Here is a 17,242-nt window from a genome sequence, read left to right on the forward strand (position 1 = left end):
AAAAAAACGTCCAACCTGCAAAATAGCAGGTTGGACGTTTTTTGTTTAATAGCTGGCAGATTCCACTGTGTTTTCGTTACCTGGTTCTGCGTATTCATCATTGGAACTATTCTCGGCTACTGGATTACTGATTTCCAGGTGTTGCTGCAATAGGGACTTGGTCTCTGTCAATGCCTGCTGATCAAGCGCCCAGTAATAGGTGCTGCCTGGCTGATGATCGTACCCTTGAAGGGTGTGGGTGTTGATATCCAGGTTCGTTCCTTTTGAACCGTAAGAGATGAATGTTTTCATATCACTGAACGTCATATTGGTTGTCATGTTGTCACCGACAGCTGTCAATACATCATCGTAGTTAAGAAGGGAATTAACAGAAGCAGCTTTTTTGATGACAGCGCTCATGATTTCTTGCTGGCGCTTGCCTCGTTCGATATCGTTATCGAGCTTTCGGGTACGAGCTAAAGCAAGTGCTTCTTCTCCGTTCACTTTTTGGTTACCTTCATATAAATGAATGGCATCCCGTTTATCCATGGAATTGGATTCTTTGAATTCGTATGGGACGTCAACTGTGATTCCATTCAATGCATCGACGACATCGACGAAAGCGTGGAAGTTTACTTTTGCATAGTAATCAACGGGAATATCGAGCAGATTCTCGACTGTTTCAATCGTTGCAGTCGGGCCGCCATAGGCATGAGCATGGTTGATTTTATCTTCGCGTCCTATTTCTGGAATGTAGACAAGTGAGTCACGTGGAATGCTTAGCAGGTTGACACTTTTCTCATCCTTATTGAAAGTGGCAAGCATCAGGGAATCAGTACGGGCACTGCCGGCGTTGTCCCGATGGTCATTGGAGTCGACACCCATGATCAAGATGGACACATTGTCAATCTCGGGATTGACCTCCGCATCACGCAACGGGGATTTTTCCCGTTCTTCTTCGACGTAGGAATCAGAAAATACCGTTTCTGCTTTGAAATACAAGTACCCGGCATATCCAGCGACAGCGAAAAGTGCCAGGAATGGAATGAGGACAAAAAATGCTCGCTTCCTAAGTTTCCGTTTTTTTCTGCGCATGATCCGGGAAGGTGCAGCAGTCTTTTTAGTCATTAAGATTACCCCTTTTATTTATAACATCCGGTTTGGTTTGCCGGTAAATCTATCAAAAAACATCACTCCATATTTTACTATGATTCGACATAATAGTAAATCACATTCAGGCATAAAGTGGAAAAAAACTAGATAGTGAGATTTGTGAACTAACTGGGGAATTTAGTCCATGATATTTTTATGCAAATAAGAGAGAAATAGTCTTCTTATGCCACAAAAAAATTCCGGACTGAGAAGCCGGAATTTTTTAATAGGAATCTGGTTGGTTTTCTTCTTTGGAAGCATAATCGGTGATTTCCTGACTATCCTCTATTTCCAGGTGTGACCTTAAGGTGCTTGCGACTTCCTGTCTGCTTTCATCTCTAACGTAATAATACCAGGCACCACTTTGGCTGTACCCGCCTGAACCATCCAAATTGATTGTTTCCATTTCCACGTTTTGATCCAAGCCATAAGAAAGGAATCCTCTCATTTCAGGGAAGGTAAGATTGGTGCTCATATTATCGCCAACCGCTCCAAAGACATCATCTATTTTTAAAACGGATTCAGCGGACGTCGCTTTCTTAGCGATGGTCATCAATAGTTCCTGCTGGCGTTTTCCTCGTGCCACATCGCTGTCATGTTTCCGTGTCCTGGCAAGGGCTAGTGCTTCTTCACCGTTCAGGTGCTGATATCCTTCTGTTAAGTGAATGGATTCTTTTTCGTCGTCAGAATTAGATTCTTTGAATTCATAGGGAATATCATACTTAATACCACCGACAGCATCGACGACATCGACAAAGGCATTGAAATCCATCCGGACATAATAATCGACGGGCACCTGCAAGAATTCTTCGACGGTTTCAATTGCTGCCCGGGCGCCGCCATAGGCATGGGCATGGTTTATCTTTGTGTTGTAACCTACTTCCGGAACATAGACATACGAATCCCTTGGAATGCTAAGCAACTTAACATTGTTCTCTTCCTGATTGAATGTAGCGAGCAGGAGGGCATCGGATCTCGTGTCTTCTTCATCACGGTGTTCACTATCATCAACCCCGATGAATAGAATCGAAACATTATCTTCCACCGGATCGACCGGTTTTTCCCTCATATCCGATTGATCCTTATCGCGTCCCGTTTCTTCGTAGGACCCGCTTACCATATCGGAAGTAGATTTATATAGGTAGAAAGCATAACCTCCACCAATACCGGCGAGAAATAGCAACACGATCCCAATCGTTAAAAATATTTTCTTTACGGAACCTTTTGATTTTCGGCGAGTTCTACGCATGATAAATCTCCTCATGGTTGAAAGTTGTGGGTTTTAGTGACTGTACGCTTGAAGTGTGGTTATAGGGGAGCGCTCAAAGAAATGGTGCTTTCTTAATAATCCTTACCCCTTTTTACCTAGGGCTACTCATCTAAAAAGAACAAAAGCCGACACATGGAAGAAAGTGTATCATAAATTGTTGAAAGAGGCAGACCCTTTAACACCCATAATATGTATCTATTCAGGTCAAAACGTGCTAATTCTATGGTAGGGGCGGAATGGCTCGTTTTATTTATTTTTCGTAACATTTTGTAATAGTGGTGAAATGGCTGTCAGAGTACGATAGTTTAATAGATAACGAACAAGGAAGTTTGTCGAATCTTGAAACAGGGAGGAATCATCGTTTGTTTTACAAGAATCTGTTTGTCGGTCTATTTGCATTTTTAGTCGTTTTTTCTGGAGGAATGGGGTTGAAAGAGGATACAGCATCCGCTTCGCAGGTTAACCCTGACACTGCGTATTCCTATGACGTATTGACAAAAGACATCCAAGCACTAGCGGATCGTTATCCAAACGCGATCACCTATCAATCGATTGGAACTTCTCCATATGGGAGAGAAATTTGGGCCGTGAAAGTAGGAAGCGGGGAGCAGAATATACTCGTCAACGGTTCCCATCATGCCAGGGAGTGGCTGACATCAACTTTAAATATGAAAATGGTAGAGGAGTACGCGAAGGCTTATACGAATAACACTACCATTAATGGATTCCAGGTGCGGACGCTGCTTGACGATGTAGCGATCTGGTTTGTTCCAATGGTGAACCCGGATGGGGTGACGCTGCAGCAGCAAGGGTTAGGAGCGTTCCCTTCCTCAGTGCATAATGATCTAAAAGCTATGAATGATGGAAGCTCTGACTTTACCCGCTGGAAAGCGAATGCCAAAGGGGAGGACTTGAATCGTCAATATCCTGCGGACTGGGAGAACATTAAACATAGCAGTGGAAAACCATACTATAAAGATTTCAAAGGTTACTATCCAATGCAGGCAGTTGAATCCCAACACCTTGCCAGTTTCACTTACGAAACCGGACCTCGCTCAACAATCGCTTATCATTCTGCCGGAGAGATCATTTACTGGTATTTCAACCAGGACGGGAAACAATACGACCGGGATAATAAGGTTGTAGACAACATTGGATTGATAACAGGCTACCAGCCAGTTAGCCCAGAGCCAAACCCTTCAGGTGGTGGCTATACCGACTGGTTCGTCGATGAGTTCAAGCGAACCGGGCTGACGATTGAAATCGGTGCTTATCCAGGCGAGCGGCACCTGCCAACGAGCGCATTCGAACAAATATGGAACAAAAACAAAATTGTACCACTACGAATGGCAGAAAACGCCAGATAAAACAATGCACCCCGGAGCCCTCCAGATTTTGGAGGGCTCCGGGGTGAAACAAGAAATACCCCAGGTCATCCAGAAATTGGAGGACCTGGGGTGTTTCAGTACAATATTATTCTGGTAGAATTACAATCGCGTCTCCTACTGGTCTTTCTCCGGAAGCATCAGAAGGCTGGTTGACGAGCTCATCCCCAATTGCCATCGCCGTCGATCCGCCGCCGTCGAGATTCATGGCTTCAACGGCTCCCAGGCTCTTCATCAGCTCGGCACTTTCCAAAAAGTTTACGCCGATGCTATTGTCAGCACGACCGTCTACAGTAACAAACAAAAGGTTGCCGTTTTCCTTGATACCGGCAAGCGTCCGAGGGTGTCGCTTGATAGCAAAGTTATACAGGAAGTCTGTACTCCAATAAAATCCCTCATCAGCGGCAGGTATCGTCAATTCACCGTTTTCAATCAGGCGTGGGCCGCCATTTACAAAACTATTTATCGCATCATCCGTTGATTCTTCTCCATCTACCAATAAACTTTCCTCAACATCCAGCTTGGATCTTGGCTGGGCATGTTCTCTAAGCCACTCGGCGTGTGAGCCAGTTGCAGCAAGTACGGCACCATCTATCGGGATGTGTCCGCCTTGTTTTCTGATCTCCCAAACCTCGCCGTCCGGGTCTAAGACAACTTCCAGGCCATCACCAGCTGGTGTTTCATTGCCAAATACAGGCTTGAACAAAATCAACTCGCTGTCATCGGTGCAGGTGACATCATGGCGCGATTCTTCTGTTGGTTCATCACCGCCGGTACCGCCGCAACTGCGGATCAATCCAGGTTCCCGGTTGATGCCGTCTAAATAAGTGGATGCTCCGTCGGATGACTTAACCATCAGTTCCGTTTCCACTTCCGCGATATCTGCACCCGACTCGGAAAAAATCAGACTGGTGCGGTCGCTGACAGACTCACTGACGAGCTCGCCATCAACAACAGAAACGCCGGCCAGGTCTCCCGGTGTCCCGTCACGGGAACCGACGACAAAGTACCCGCCGTTGATAGCGGCCAGTGCTCCAGTTCGTTCGGAAATCTCGGTTACTCTTTCTTTCCCCTCGACTTCTCCTTGAGAGAGTTCAGAGGTAATCGTACCGTCAAAGACATCCGGATCGACTTCCAAAATGTTCACTGCCCAGGGGCCGTTTGTCTTTGTTCCATCAAAAGCAGTAAATTGCGTGCTTGCGCTTGTATAACCGTCCCCTTCTAACGATGTCTCTAATTGATGGGCCTCCTCACTCGTTTCAAATTCTCCGACACGTACAAGGTAAGCGATCCGGTTTTCATCGATATCGTTATACTTGTGGTCTTTAATTTCGGTGACATTGGGCTTATAACCATCTGCCTTCAACTGGTCGACAAGTCCTTTGCTCTCTTCCCTGGTTTCAACAAGGTCGACATGGACAGTATATACGGCCTGTTTTGCTTCATGCCCGCGCTCCATATGTGTGTAAGTAACTCCAGGAGCAATTTCTTTCGTTTCTCTTGTTTCCTCAAGACCTGCATGACCTAACTTCAGCTTTCCGTTTAGTGATGACTGTGCTGACGTAGAGTTCCCGGCGAAATCTCCGCCAATCATCATAAGAACCAGTCCTATGATGAGGGTCAATAAAGACAAACGTTTTCTGTTCACTTTACACAGCTCCCTTTTTATAATGTTGGTAATTCTACATTAACTAGTTAAATATCTAAAGAACAGATTCCTATGGAAAATCGTAAATAGGTAAGAATGTACCAACAAAATCAGACAAAAAGCCTTAAGGAAGAGAAGCACACCCCAGGTCCTCCAGATATTGGAGGACCTGGGGTGTGGTGAGTAATATTTCCTAAAAGTTATTTTTTGGTTATGTGGGTTTAAGATTAATAGAAACCAGACGATATCAATTAAGGAAAGTAACATAATCAAGCTAGTTACAAATAAGTCATAGGAATTAGATTGGAAGTTTTGAAAAAAATAACAAAATTTGTCGATAGTCTGTGATATAATAGTGCTAGTTTGTTTTCAAAAAATCACCAAGAAAGATGGGGGACACGTTAGATGGAAGAAACAATTTCCTTGAAAGAGATTGCTGAAGTCCTGAAAAAGCGCTTTTTACTTATTGTTGCTACTACAGCAGGTGCAGTTGTACTTGCTGCTCTTATAAGCTTCTTTTTCCTGACACCGACTTATGAAGCAACCTCGCAGTTTATCGTCAATCAGAATGAGAGTCAGCGGAGCGAAGAGTTCAGTGTTAATGATATTCGGACAAATGTCGAACTTATAAATACATATAATGTTGTAATTAAGAGTCCGAGAATTCTCGATGAAGTTATTGAAGAAATGAACCTTAACATGACAGCAGGAGAACTTAGAAATAAATTGAGTGTTTCCAGCGAACAGAATTCACAGGTCGTAACCGTAACCGTCACCGATCAGAATTATGAACGCGCCGCCATGCTGGCAAACACGACTGTTGAAGTATTTCAGGATGAAATTCCAAGCCTGATGAATGTAGACAACGTAAACGTCCTTTCAGGAGCGGAATTGAATGCTGAAGCCACTCAAGTAAGTCCAAAGCCAATGCTTAATATAGCAATTGCCCTAGTGCTGGGAATGATGGTAGGTGTAGGTATCGCATTCCTGCTTGAGTATATGGATAACTCAATCAAAACGGAGAAGGATTTGGAAGAAAAACTGGGCATTCCAGTAATGGGTATCGTCACCCACATCGGAGATGAAGAAATCAAGCGAGCTGCTGAGCGTCCAGGTGCTACCTCGCTTCGTGCGAAAGGAGGACGAATCAACTATGCGTCGCAGCAAAAAGAATCTATCTAACAACAAAGCACGTACATTAATTACAAAGATGAATCCACGTTCTCCGATTTCTGAACAATATCGTACGATCCGAACAAACTTGCAATTTGCTTCTGTTGATAAAGATTTAAGTAGTATGATGGTTACTTCAGCTGGACCTTCAGAAGGGAAGTCATTGACGACTGCTAACCTTGCTGTCACGTTCGCCCAGCAGGAGAAAAAGGTATTGTTGATTGATGCTGATTTGCGAAAACCTACCCTTCATTATACGTTCCGCTTAGATAACAGTCTTGGACTAAGCAGTGTATTGATAGGAGACCAAAGCATCGAGCAGGTTGTCCGGAAAAGTGATCTGGATAATTTGCATCTCATCCCTTCTGGTCCTATCCCACCGAATCCGTCCGAATTATTAGGATCTAAAGCGATGGAGAAATTCCTTGCTACCGCGAAAAACTTTTATGACATGGTCATATTCGATACGCCCCCAGTCTTAGCTGTTACAGATGGTCAGATACTATCGCGTATCTGCGACGGGGTTCTATTGGTCACACGGAGTAAGCAAACAGAAGTTGAGGCTGGGAATAAGGCAGTCGATTTGCTAAAACAAGTAGACGCCAACTTATTAGGCGCCGTCTTAAATGACGTAGAAGCAAAGCATTCCAACTATTATTATTATTACGGTTCATAAAAAGAAAGACCCTGCTCTTTTAACCGAAAGAGCGGGGTCTTTCTTTTTGAATAGACAAGTAACGACAATATTTACCTCTTTCTAAAAACTGCTATTCTGCTATACTGTATTAAATCAAGCCTAATTTTGTAAAAGAAGGTTTGAAGTGAGCGAGATTAGGAGAAAGATAGGTGAGGTGAGAGATATGATCGATATCCATTGCCACATACTCCCAGGTGTAGATGACGGAGCACAAACAATGGAAGACAGCATTATTATGGCGGAAGAAGCCTTGGATCAAGGGATTGATACGATTATCGCGACTCCCCATCACTTGAATGGTAAGTATGAGAATCCGCGTTTATCTATTCTTCATAAAGTTTTAGAATTGAATGAAGCTCTGCAGCAGGCAGGAATAGAAGTTACTATCCTTCCAGGACAGGAAATTCGAATCAATGGTGATATGATTACCGGGCTGGAACAAGAAGAAATACTGCCGCTTAATGTGGACAGTACATATGTCTTTGTCGAACTCCCTTCTGATCAAGTCCCTCAATATACAAAGCAGATGTTATTTGATATTCAGCGGGCGGGTTATAAGCCAATCATTGTCCATCCGGAGCGTAACAAAAAATTAATCGAAGACCCTGACTTGCTCTACCACTTTGTAAAGGGCGGCGCTTATACACAGGTTACAGCAGGAAGTGTAGCAGGAAAGTTCGGAAAAAATATTCAGAAGTTCACGCATCAGTTAATTCAGGCGAACCAGGCACACTTGATTGCTTCCGATGCTCATAATACAGCAGGAAGAAGTTTCTTTATGAAAGAAGCGCATCAAGAGATCCGGAAGAAATACGGGTCGTCATCCAATTATTACTTCATGGAAAATGCCTACTATGTTACACAGGGAGAAGTATTGGCGGCTGAACCGCCAGAGCGCATCAAGCAAAAGAAGTTTCTTGGTTTGTTCTAATAGATGTAAAATTTTATACCTATAAAAATAGCTCGTTAGCCATCGAGGGAGTTACTTTAAGGCTGGCGAGCTATTTTTATGAACAAAAAACGAAAGTTCGACATGTGTAAGCGTTTTATAGGGGTAATTAATGAAGAAAATATAAAATCTTGTAAAATACCCTACAAATTATTGGAAGGAGTTGCTATAATACGGAATAGATGTATAAGAGAAACATATTTTTATAGGATTCGTTTTCAGAAGGGAGATATACATAACGTGATTGACATCCATTGCCACATTCTCCCCGGATTGGATGATGGGGCTAAGACAATCGAAGACAGCCTGGCGATGGCGAGACAAGCCGTCGATGAAGGAATCGATACCATCATCGCAACCCCGCATCATCGAAATGGAAAATATGATAATGATCGACAAACGGTTTTAAAAGCAGTACAGCATCTAAACGAAGAACTAAATCTAGCTGACATCCCACTAATCATTCTTCCAGGACAAGAAACACGTATTCATGGTGACTTCCTATCAGGAGTAGAAGAAGCAACGATCCTGCCACTCAATGAATCTAGCAATTATATATTCGTAGAATTACCTTCCGATCAAGTACCGCGCTATACCAAACAAATGCTTTTCGACTTGCAGGTGAAAGGTTATAAACCAATCATCGTGCACCCGGAGCGGAATGCGCGTCTGATCCAGGAACCGGACTTACTATATCAGTTCGTCCAAAACGGAGCCTACACGCAAGTAACAGCAGCAAGTATGGCAGGCCGGTTCGGAAAAAACATACAGAAATTCACGCAGCAAATGATCGAAGCCAACCTGACACACCTGATTGCATCCGATGCACACAACACCACGACCCGAGGGTTCTGTGTACAGCATGCATATCAGGAAATCGAGGAAAACTATGGGCTATCCATGGTTTATTATTTTGTGGAAAATGCGAAATTTGTTGCAGAAGGGCAAATAATGGACGCCCAACCACCGGAGCAGATTAAAAAGAAGAGAAAGCTATTCGGAATATTCGGATAATCAAAAAAGAAGTTGCGAGGACAGAAAGGGTGAGTAAGTTTGACGTATAGTAAACGGTTGGCATTGTTGATAGTGATTGATTCGATTATAGTATCGTTCTCAATCTTCATGTCGCACTTTTTCTTGAACCCATACGTCCAGGTATTTGATACAAGGATGCTTGTAGCAGCTATTACGCTATTATTAACACATCATGTCTTTTCCTACATACTTGATTTGTACAAAAAAGTGTGGCGCTATGCCAGTTTGGAAGAATTAATTGGTATCTTTATTGCCGTGACTGGTTCGATTATCGTAACAGCAGTCGAACAGAAAGTTATCTATGGTAATGTCTATGAACGTGCACTTACCGTCACGTGGATGTTACATATCATCTTAATCGGTGGTGTCCGGTTCGCCTGGCGTTATTATACGACCTATGGCTTGACACTGGCACCAAGACGTAAACGGATTAAGCAGGCACAAGCGAATACGGATCAAAAGCGGACATTGATCGTCGGTGCTGGATCTGCAGGACAGATGCTGGCCCGCCAAATGAAAGGAAATGGTGATCACAACTTTAATGTCGTCGGGTTTGTGGATGATAATTTCACCCTTCACCACCTTACCATTAACGGCATTCCGGTATTGGGAAGTACGAAAGACTTAGCGCAGATTGTGGATAAGAAAGCCGCTAACCATATTGTGATTGCGATGCCATCGGTGGAAAGGGATCGTGTCAAAGACGTCATCACTGTAGCACAACAAGTCGTGCCAAGTGTGCAAACGTTACCGATGATTGAAGACATTGCGCTTGGAAATGTTTCCGTCAGTCAAATCCGTGATGTTTCGATTGAAGATTTGCTTGGCCGTGAGCCGGTGGAACTCGATATCGAGTCTATTTCCAATGAAATAAAAGGACAGACCGTGCTGGTTACAGGGGCAGGCGGATCAATTGGTTCAGAGATCTGCCGACAGCTCGTTAAGTTCGCTCCAGAAAAATTGATTTTATTAGGTCATGGAGAAAATAGTATTTATTCCATCCATATGGAATTAAAGCAACTCCACATCGACACGGAACTTATTCCGGTTATCGCCGATATTCAAGATCGCGACCGGATGTTCCAGGTCGTCAACGATTATAAGCCTACTTATATATATCATGCAGCAGCCCATAAGCACGTACCGTTGATGGAAGCCAATCCGAAAGAAGCGGTTAAGAATAACGTCCTTGGTACGAAAAATGTTGCCGAAGCGGCTGATACTGCCGGTGTTAAAACATTCGTATTAGTATCGTCGGATAAGGCGGTCAACCCGACAAATGTAATGGGGTCAACAAAACGAATTGCCGAAATGGTCATTCAGCAATTAGCGCAAACTAGTAAAACGAACTTTGTTGCAGTACGGTTTGGAAATGTGCTTGGCAGCCGTGGAAGTGTAATTCCACTGTTCAAAAAACAGATTGCCGCTGGCGGCCCGGTTACGGTTACCCATCCGGAGATGACACGTTACTTTATGACGATTCCAGAAGCTTCCCGTCTTGTATTGCAGGCTGGAGCATTAGCTCGGGGTGGAGAGATTTTTGTTCTAGATATGGGTGAACCAGTTAAGATAGTGGATCTTGCCAAAAACCTGATTACACTTTCTGGTTATGATATTGATGAAATCGGAATTGAGTATTCAGGTATCCGTCCAGGGGAAAAGATGTATGAAGAGTTATTGAATGAAAAAGAAGTGCATAAAGAACCCGTCTTTCCTAAGATCTTTATTGGAAATTCAGTGGATTTTGATGCACAGAAAGTGAATTACCTGATAAGGAATCAGCATGACATGAGTCAAGGGGAACTGAGTGGTTATGCTATTTCGCTAGCGAATGAAAAACCTGTGGAGAACTATGTTGTGACTAGGTAAGGAGTTAGGAGTGGAGTTATGAAGAAAGTAACGAAAGCGATCATCCCTGCAGCAGGGTTAGGAACAAGATTCCTGCCAGCAACCAAAGCGATGCCAAAAGAAATGCTTCCAATCGTAGACAAGCCGACAATCCAGTACATCGTGGAAGAAGCGATTGAATCAGGGATAGAAGATATTATCATTGTTACGGGAAAAGGGAAACGTGCCATTGAGGATCACTTTGATAACAACTTTGAATTGGAAGATAACCTGATTAAAAAAGAAAAGTTCGAATTACTGGAGAAAGTGAACAAATCTTCTAATGTAGATATCCATTATATCCGTCAAAAAGACCCGAAGGGCTTAGGACATGCTGTGTGGTGTGCACGTAAATTCATTGGTGATGAACCGTTCGCTGTCCTGCTTGGCGATGATATTGTCCAGTCAGAAACACCATGTTTGAAGCAGTTGATTAATCAATACGAACACACAGGATCATCTGTCATTGGTGTTCAGCAGGTGGGGAATGATCAGACGCATCGTTACGGAATCATTGATCCGTCATCACAAGAAAGCCGGCGTTACCAAGTTAATCAGTTTGTTGAAAAACCAGAGCCTGGGACTGCCCCATCCAACTTAGCTATCATGGGTCGTTACATACTGAATCCGGAAATTTTTCACTTCCTTGATCAGCAAAAAATCGGTGCAGGTGGAGAAATTCAGTTGACCGATGCGATTCAGGAACTGAATGAACTGCAGAATGTTTTTGCTTATGATTTTGAGGGTGACAGGTATGATGTTGGCGAAAAGCTAGGTTTTATCCGTACGACAATTGAATTTGCTTTGAAAGATGAGGAACTTGGTCTTCAAGTAAAAGAGATGCTCCAGGAACTGCTGCACGAAAAGATAAAAAGTTAAACCGTCTGGTTTAACTTTTTATTCTTGCATTTAGTAGTTTAGTAGTTAGTTGAATTACGAAATCAGGATTCAATTAAGTGCTATCTTACTAAAATACCAGTTAAAGATGGAAGGAAGTATTACAGATGTCGTCTACAAAAGCGAACGAAAGAATTTTTCTTTCATCACCCCATATGAGTGATGAAGGTTATGAAATGCAATACGTAAAGGAAGCTTTTGATACAAACTGGATTGCACCCCTTGGTAAAAACGTAAATGGATTTGAAAGAGAGCTTGCTGAGATGGTTGGCTCAAAGTCAGCTGCAGCATTATCTTCAGGAACAGCTGCCATTCATTTGGCGCTTAAAGCTGCTGGAGTTGGAGAAGGAGATATTGTTTTTTGCCCAACACTTACTTTTTCAGCTACTGCAAATCCAATCATCTATCAAAATGCTATTCCTGTATTTATCGATAGTGATTATGAAACTTGGAATATGAGCCCAAAAGCGTTAGAAGAAGCGTTTGAGAAATATCCTGCAGTAAAGGCAGTCATTGTTGTACATTTATATGGCTTATCTTCTGATATGGATAAGCTCATGGAAATTTGCAAGAAACATAATGTTTCGGTAATAGAAGATGCTGCTGAGTCTTTAGGTACTTACTATAAAGGTAAGCATACAGGGACTTTTGGAGATTATGGTATCTTCTCTTTTAATGGAAATAAGATTATCACTACTTCTGGTGGAGGTATGCTTGTTTCTAATAATGAAGAGAGAATTGAAAAGGCGAGATTTTGGGCCACTCAATCCCGAGATCAAGCAAGGCATTATCAACATAGTGAATTAGGATTTAATTATCGGATGAGTAATGTTGTTGCTGGGGTAGGTAGAGGACAGCTTAAAGTGTTAAATCAAAGAGTTGCTAAGAAGAACTACATTTTTGAGTTTTATAAAAAAGAGCTTGGTGGGCTTGAAGGCATTGAATTTATGCCTAGCAATGAATGGGATGAACCAAATTATTGGTTAAGCTCGATAACATTGTCTGGTAAAGTAAGACCTTTTGATATATTTGATGCATTGGAAGCTGAAAATATCGAGTCAAGACCGGTTTGGAAACCGATGCATATGCAGCCTTTCTTTGAGAAATATGATTTTGTAGGTGAAGGTGTGTCGGAAAAGTTATTTGAAAATGGGGTTTGTTTGCCGTCTGATACGAAGATGACGGATGATGATTTGGAAAGAGTTGTTGAGACTATTAAGGAGTTGTGGTTTAAGTAATGAATCATTCCAAAGGCGGTATTTATAGAAGTTTTGTAAAAAGACCGATGGATTTCATGCTATCATTAATCACCATTATTGTTCTCAGTCCGGTACTTCTAGTAGTTGCAATTCTTGTGAGAATAAAATTAGGTAGCCCCGTTCTTTTCAAGCAAAAGAGACCTGGACTTAATGAAGAGATTTTTATGATGTATAAGTTTAGGACTATGACGGATGAAAAAGATGATAAAGGGCAGTTATTACCTGATAGTGTTAGGATGACGAAATTTGGTAGGTTACTGCGTTCTACATCTCTTGATGAACTACCGGAACTTATTAATATTTTGAAGGGGGATATGTCTATTATTGGCCCTAGACCATTATTGGTGCAGTATTTATCGTTGTATAACAATCATCAAAAACGGCGACATGAAGTAAGACCAGGGCTGTCTGGTTTGGCGCAGGTTAGTGGTAGAAATGCGATTAGTTGGGAAGATAAATTTAATCTTGATGTTGAGTATGTGGACAATGTAAGTTTCATTGAGGATTTGAAGATTATTTTTTTGACAATAAAAAAGGTGTTCGCAAGAGAAGGTATTAATTCAGAAACTGCTGCTACGATTGAACCTTTTAAGGGAACGAAAAAGGAAAAAAGGGAAATATGAAAAAAAAACTTTTAATAATTGGTGCTAGTGGCCACGGTAAAGTTGTTGCTGACATTGCATTGAAAATGAATAAATGGCAGAGTATTGCCTTTTTAGATGATGACAAAAGCATCAAATCATCAATGGGTTTAAAAGTCATTGGGACCTCAGATGATGTTTTTGCACATATAGATGAGTATGAAATATTTGTTGGAATTGGTAATAACCCTACGAGACAAAGGATTCATGAGGTGCTTGAAACATTTGGTGCCAGTATCCCTGTTTTGATTCATCCTAATGCAGTGATTGGAGAACAAGTAGAAGTAGGATTTGGGACAGTGGTTATGGCAGGAGTGGTTATTAACTGTTGTACAAGCATTGGTAAAGGCTGCATTATTAATACTGGTTCTACAGTAGACCATGATAATAAAATCAAAGATTTTGTTCATATATCGCCAGGCGTGCATTTAGCAGGAACAGTTAAGGTAGGAAAAGGTACTTGGTTAGGTATTGGTAGTGTAATAAGTAATAACCTAAACATCACCAGGGGATGCAAAGTGGGTGCTGGTTCTGTTGTGGTTAAGGATATTACCGAACCTGGTGTTTATGTTGGAGTTCCGGTTAGGAGAGTATAGAGTATGAAAAAGAATATTTGGATTTGGAATCATTATGCTACAAATATGTATAAGGACCAAGCGGGAAGACATTATTGGTTTGCAGAAAACTTAGTGAAACAAGGTTATAGACCGACTATTTTTTGTGCATCTACAGTTCACAATTCAAATGAAAATATAGATACTGGTAGTAATATGTATACCATAGATTTGAATAATGGAACCCCCTTTGTATTTGTGAAAACTCCCCAATATATTGGTAATGGACGACAACGGATCAAAAACATGTTTTCATTTTATAAGAACCTTTTCTCGGTATCGAAAGAATATGCAGAAAAATATGGTAAGCCGGATGTAATATTAGCTTCAAGTGTGCATCCTCTTACCTTAGTTGCAGGAATAAAAGTAGCAAGAAGGTTAGGAGTGCCATGCATTTGTGAAGTAAGAGATCTTTGGCCAGAAAGTATTGTGGCGTATGGTGCTTTAAAACGAAATAGTGTAATTGCGAAAGTATTATACCGAGGTGAGAAATGGATATATAAAAAAGCCGACTCTATCGTTATGACATGGGAGGGAGGCAGAGAATATATTATGGATCAAAAATGGGATAACCAAATAGATTTAAAAAAAGTAAAACATATAAGTAATGGAGTAGTAATTGATGCATTTGATAAAAACAGCGAAGAACATAAAATATTGGATTCAGATTTAGAAAATAACGACTATAAAAATGTTGTATATGCTGGTTCTATCAGGAAAGTAAATAACCTTGGAATGCTATTGGATGCTGCGAAAATAATTCAAAATCAAGGTAAGAAAGACATTAGATTCCTAATATATGGTTCAGGTGATGAGAGTGAGTCACTTCAAAAACGCTGTAAAGAGGAAGGTATTAATAATGTCATATTTAAAGGGCGAGTAGAGAAGAAATATGTACCTTCTATTCTTAAAAAGTCTTATATTAATATACTTCACAATTCAAGTACATCACTTGATAAGTATGGTCAAAGCCAGAATAAATTTTTTGAATATTTGGCAGCGGGAAAATGTATCGTACAAACATATACAACTGGATATAATATTTGTGAAAAATTCAAATGTGGAGTTTGTGCCCCGGTACAAAACGCAGAAGAAATTGCTAAAGCTATAATTATAGCGAGTAGTGATGAAAGTAAAAACAGTTTAATGGGAAAAAATGCTCGTGAAGCTGCTTATCAGTTTGATTTTAATAAATTAACCGAGAAGTTGATTGATATTTTTGAGAATGTAGATGAAAGAGAGGAATTATCAGATGAGTCTGTACGAAAAACTAGTTAATAAAGAAGAAAAAATAGCAGTTGTTGGATTAGGATATGTAGGAATGCCCATAGCAGTTGCTTTTGCTAAGAAGGTTAATGTTATAGGGTTCGACCTTAATACCAAAAAAATTGAGCAGTATAAGAATGGAATAGATCCTACCAATGAAGTTGGTGATGAAGCTATAAGACATACTACAGTAGATTTTGCTTCAGATCCAAGTAAGTTACAGGAGGCAAAATTCCATGTTGTGGCTGTTCCTACACCTATAAATGCAGATAAAACGCCCGACTTAACACCTATAGAAGGTGTAAGTAGAACAATTGGTAAAAATCTTACAAAAGGATCAATTGTAGTGTATGAATCTACAGTATATCCAGGAGTAACTGAAGATATTTGTATTCCTATCCTTGAAAGAGAGTCAGGTCTTAAATGTGGAGTGGATTTTAAAGTAGGTTATTCTCCGGAACGTATTAACCCTGGTGATAAAGTGCATCGTTTAGAAAATATTAAAAAAATTGTATCAGGCATAGATAAGGAATCTTTAGAGGATATTGCTGAAGTATATGAGCTTGTTGTGGAGGTTGGGGTTCATCGGGCTAGTACTATCAAAGTAGCTGAAGCAGCCAAGGTAGTTGAGAATAGCCAACGTGATATCAATATTGCATTTATGAATGAGCTTGCTATGGTTTTTAACCGTATGGGTATCGATACACAAGAAGTTGTAGAAGCGATGAATACTAAGTGGAACGCACTCAAATTCTCACCCGGGTTGGTTGGTGGACACTGTATCGGTGTTGATCCTTACTATTTTTTATATGAAGCTGAAAAGCTTGGCTACCATTCACAAATCATTTTGTCAGGTAGAAAGGTTAACGATGGAATGGGCGCATTTGTTGCGGATGCAATTATTAAAGATTTAATTCTAGCAAACAAGGTAGTAAAGCACTCAAAAGTTGTTATTTTAGGTATAACGTTTAAGGAGAATTGTCCTGATACACGTAATTCAAAAGTAGAGGATATCATAAAGCGCCTTAATGAATATGAAATTGAGCCAATTGTAGTTGATCCTTATGCGGATCCAGTGGAAGCAAAACATGAATATGGCGTGGACTTAGTTCCTTTTGATTTGATAAATGATGCGGATTGTATTGTTTTTGCAGTCGCTCATGATTTATTTAGAGATTTAACGATTGATCAGATTAATGGATTGTTTGGTGATTTTCCAAATAATGAGAAGGTTCTTATTGACGTTAAGAGTATACTAGATAAACAGAAAATTGAAAAAGCTGGTTACAGTTATTGGCGGCTATAATTTGAAAATGTATATTAGGTTTTAAAATTCATTTCTTATTATTATTTGAGTCGATTTTTGTCTATTTTGAGAGAGCGAAAAACT

General features: G+C 40.9%; 15 protein-coding genes. 12 read left to right on the top strand and 3 right to left on the bottom strand.

Annotated elements, in window-relative coordinates:
* Positions 1-45 precede the first annotated feature (45 nt).
* Positions 46-1,107 (bottom strand): LCP family protein, encoded by a 1,062-nt coding sequence (locus tag ACGTNI_RS08395; protein WP_394461521.1) that lies wholly within the window; start codon positions 1,105-1,107, stop codon positions 46-48.
* A gap of 247 nt (positions 1,108-1,354) precedes the next feature.
* Positions 1,355-2,380, bottom strand: coding sequence for an LCP family glycopolymer transferase (locus tag ACGTNI_RS08400; RefSeq protein WP_394461523.1), 1,026 nt, complete (start codon positions 2,378-2,380; stop codon positions 1,355-1,357).
* Between the two features lie 383 nt (positions 2,381-2,763).
* Here ACGTNI_RS08400 and ACGTNI_RS08405 point away from each other — a divergent pair, with 383 nt between their 5' ends.
* Positions 2,764-3,768, top strand: a complete 1,005-nt coding sequence (locus ACGTNI_RS08405) for a M14 family metallopeptidase (protein WP_394461525.1) — start codon at positions 2,764-2,766, stop codon at positions 3,766-3,768.
* A 106-nt stretch (positions 3,769-3,874) separates the two neighbouring features.
* On the opposite strand, the gene ACGTNI_RS08410 is transcribed toward ACGTNI_RS08405, so the two are convergent.
* Positions 3,875-5,434: a phosphodiester glycosidase family protein gene (locus tag ACGTNI_RS08410; RefSeq protein WP_394461527.1), complete on the bottom strand. Its 1,560-nt coding sequence runs from the start codon at positions 5,432-5,434 to the stop codon at positions 3,875-3,877.
* 405 nt (positions 5,435-5,839) lie between these two features.
* On the opposite strand from ACGTNI_RS08410, the gene ACGTNI_RS08415 reads away from it, so the two are divergent.
* The 11 genes from ACGTNI_RS08415 (at position 5,840) to ACGTNI_RS08465 (ending at position 17,158) form a co-directional block, all read left to right on the top strand.
* Entirely contained in the window at positions 5,840-6,616 is a 777-nt protein-coding gene (locus ACGTNI_RS08415; RefSeq protein WP_394461529.1) for a YveK family protein, read from the top strand.
* Positions 6,588-7,283, top strand: a complete 696-nt coding sequence (locus ACGTNI_RS08420) for a CpsD/CapB family tyrosine-protein kinase (RefSeq protein WP_085506184.1) — start codon at positions 6,588-6,590, stop codon at positions 7,281-7,283. The genes ACGTNI_RS08415 and ACGTNI_RS08420 overlap by 29 nt, the downstream gene beginning before the upstream one ends.
* A 145-nt stretch (positions 7,284-7,428) precedes the next feature.
* Positions 7,429-8,235: a tyrosine-protein phosphatase gene (locus ACGTNI_RS08425; RefSeq protein ID WP_394461531.1), complete on the top strand. Its 807-nt coding sequence runs from the start codon at positions 7,429-7,431 to the stop codon at positions 8,233-8,235.
* A 258-nt stretch (positions 8,236-8,493) separates the two neighbouring features.
* The gene (locus ACGTNI_RS08430) at positions 8,494-9,267 is read left to right on the top strand and encodes a tyrosine-protein phosphatase (protein WP_394461533.1); all 774 of its coding nucleotides are present in this window, start codon (positions 8,494-8,496) and stop codon (positions 9,265-9,267) included.
* 39 nt (positions 9,268-9,306) lie between these two features.
* Positions 9,307-11,157 carry a polysaccharide biosynthesis protein gene (locus tag ACGTNI_RS08435; protein ID WP_394461535.1) on the top strand — a complete coding sequence of 617 codons (1,851 nt, stop codon included), beginning with the start codon at positions 9,307-9,309 and terminating at the stop codon, positions 11,155-11,157.
* 18 nt (positions 11,158-11,175) lie between these two features.
* Entirely contained in the window at positions 11,176-12,054 is an 879-nt protein-coding gene (galU, locus tag ACGTNI_RS08440; protein ID WP_394461537.1) for a UTP--glucose-1-phosphate uridylyltransferase GalU, read from the top strand.
* A gap of 125 nt (positions 12,055-12,179) precedes the next feature.
* Complete coding sequence (locus ACGTNI_RS08445) at positions 12,180-13,310, top strand: DegT/DnrJ/EryC1/StrS family aminotransferase (protein WP_394461539.1); 1,131 nt, start codon at positions 12,180-12,182, stop codon at positions 13,308-13,310.
* Entirely contained in the window at positions 13,310-13,954 is a 645-nt protein-coding gene (locus ACGTNI_RS08450; RefSeq protein ID WP_394461541.1) for a sugar transferase, read from the top strand. Before ACGTNI_RS08445 ends, ACGTNI_RS08450 begins: the two co-directional genes overlap by 1 nt.
* Positions 13,951-14,568 (top strand): acetyltransferase, encoded by a 618-nt coding sequence (locus ACGTNI_RS08455; protein WP_394461543.1) that lies wholly within the window; start codon positions 13,951-13,953, stop codon positions 14,566-14,568. Before ACGTNI_RS08450 ends, ACGTNI_RS08455 begins: the two co-directional genes overlap by 4 nt.
* A gap of 3 nt (positions 14,569-14,571) precedes the next feature.
* Complete coding sequence (locus tag ACGTNI_RS08460) at positions 14,572-15,864, top strand: glycosyltransferase family 4 protein (protein ID WP_394461545.1); 1,293 nt, start codon at positions 14,572-14,574, stop codon at positions 15,862-15,864.
* Entirely contained in the window at positions 15,839-17,158 is a 1,320-nt protein-coding gene (locus tag ACGTNI_RS08465; protein WP_394461547.1) for a nucleotide sugar dehydrogenase, read from the top strand. Before ACGTNI_RS08460 ends, ACGTNI_RS08465 begins: the two co-directional genes overlap by 26 nt.
* Positions 17,159-17,242 lie beyond the last annotated feature (84 nt).

The organism is Thalassobacillus sp. B23F22_16, assembly GCF_043496955.1.
In the GTDB taxonomy this organism is placed as follows: domain Bacteria; phylum Bacillota; class Bacilli; order Bacillales; family Halobacillaceae; genus Thalassobacillus; species Thalassobacillus devorans_A.

Coding starts and splice junctions, on each gene's coding strand:
- ACGTNI_RS08395 (WP_394461521.1), bottom strand. CDS start 1,107: ATGACTAAAAAGACTGCTGCACCTTCCCGGATCATGCGCAGAAAAAAA.
- ACGTNI_RS08400 (WP_394461523.1), bottom strand. CDS start 2,380: ATGCGTAGAACTCGCCGAAAATCAAAAGGTTCCGTAAAGAAAATATTT.
- ACGTNI_RS08415 (WP_394461529.1), top strand. CDS start 5,840: ATGGAAGAAACAATTTCCTTGAAAGAGATTGCTGAAGTCCTGAAAAAG.
- ACGTNI_RS08420 (WP_085506184.1), top strand. CDS start 6,588: ATGCGTCGCAGCAAAAAGAATCTATCTAACAACAAAGCACGTACATTA.
- galU (WP_394461537.1), top strand. CDS start 11,176: ATGAAGAAAGTAACGAAAGCGATCATCCCTGCAGCAGGGTTAGGAACA.
- ACGTNI_RS08445 (WP_394461539.1), top strand. CDS start 12,180: ATGTCGTCTACAAAAGCGAACGAAAGAATTTTTCTTTCATCACCCCAT.
- ACGTNI_RS08450 (WP_394461541.1), top strand. CDS start 13,310: ATGAATCATTCCAAAGGCGGTATTTATAGAAGTTTTGTAAAAAGACCG.
- ACGTNI_RS08455 (WP_394461543.1), top strand. CDS start 13,951: ATGAAAAAAAAACTTTTAATAATTGGTGCTAGTGGCCACGGTAAAGTT.
- ACGTNI_RS08460 (WP_394461545.1), top strand. CDS start 14,572: ATGAAAAAGAATATTTGGATTTGGAATCATTATGCTACAAATATGTAT.
- ACGTNI_RS08465 (WP_394461547.1), top strand. CDS start 15,839: ATGAGTCTGTACGAAAAACTAGTTAATAAAGAAGAAAAAATAGCAGTT.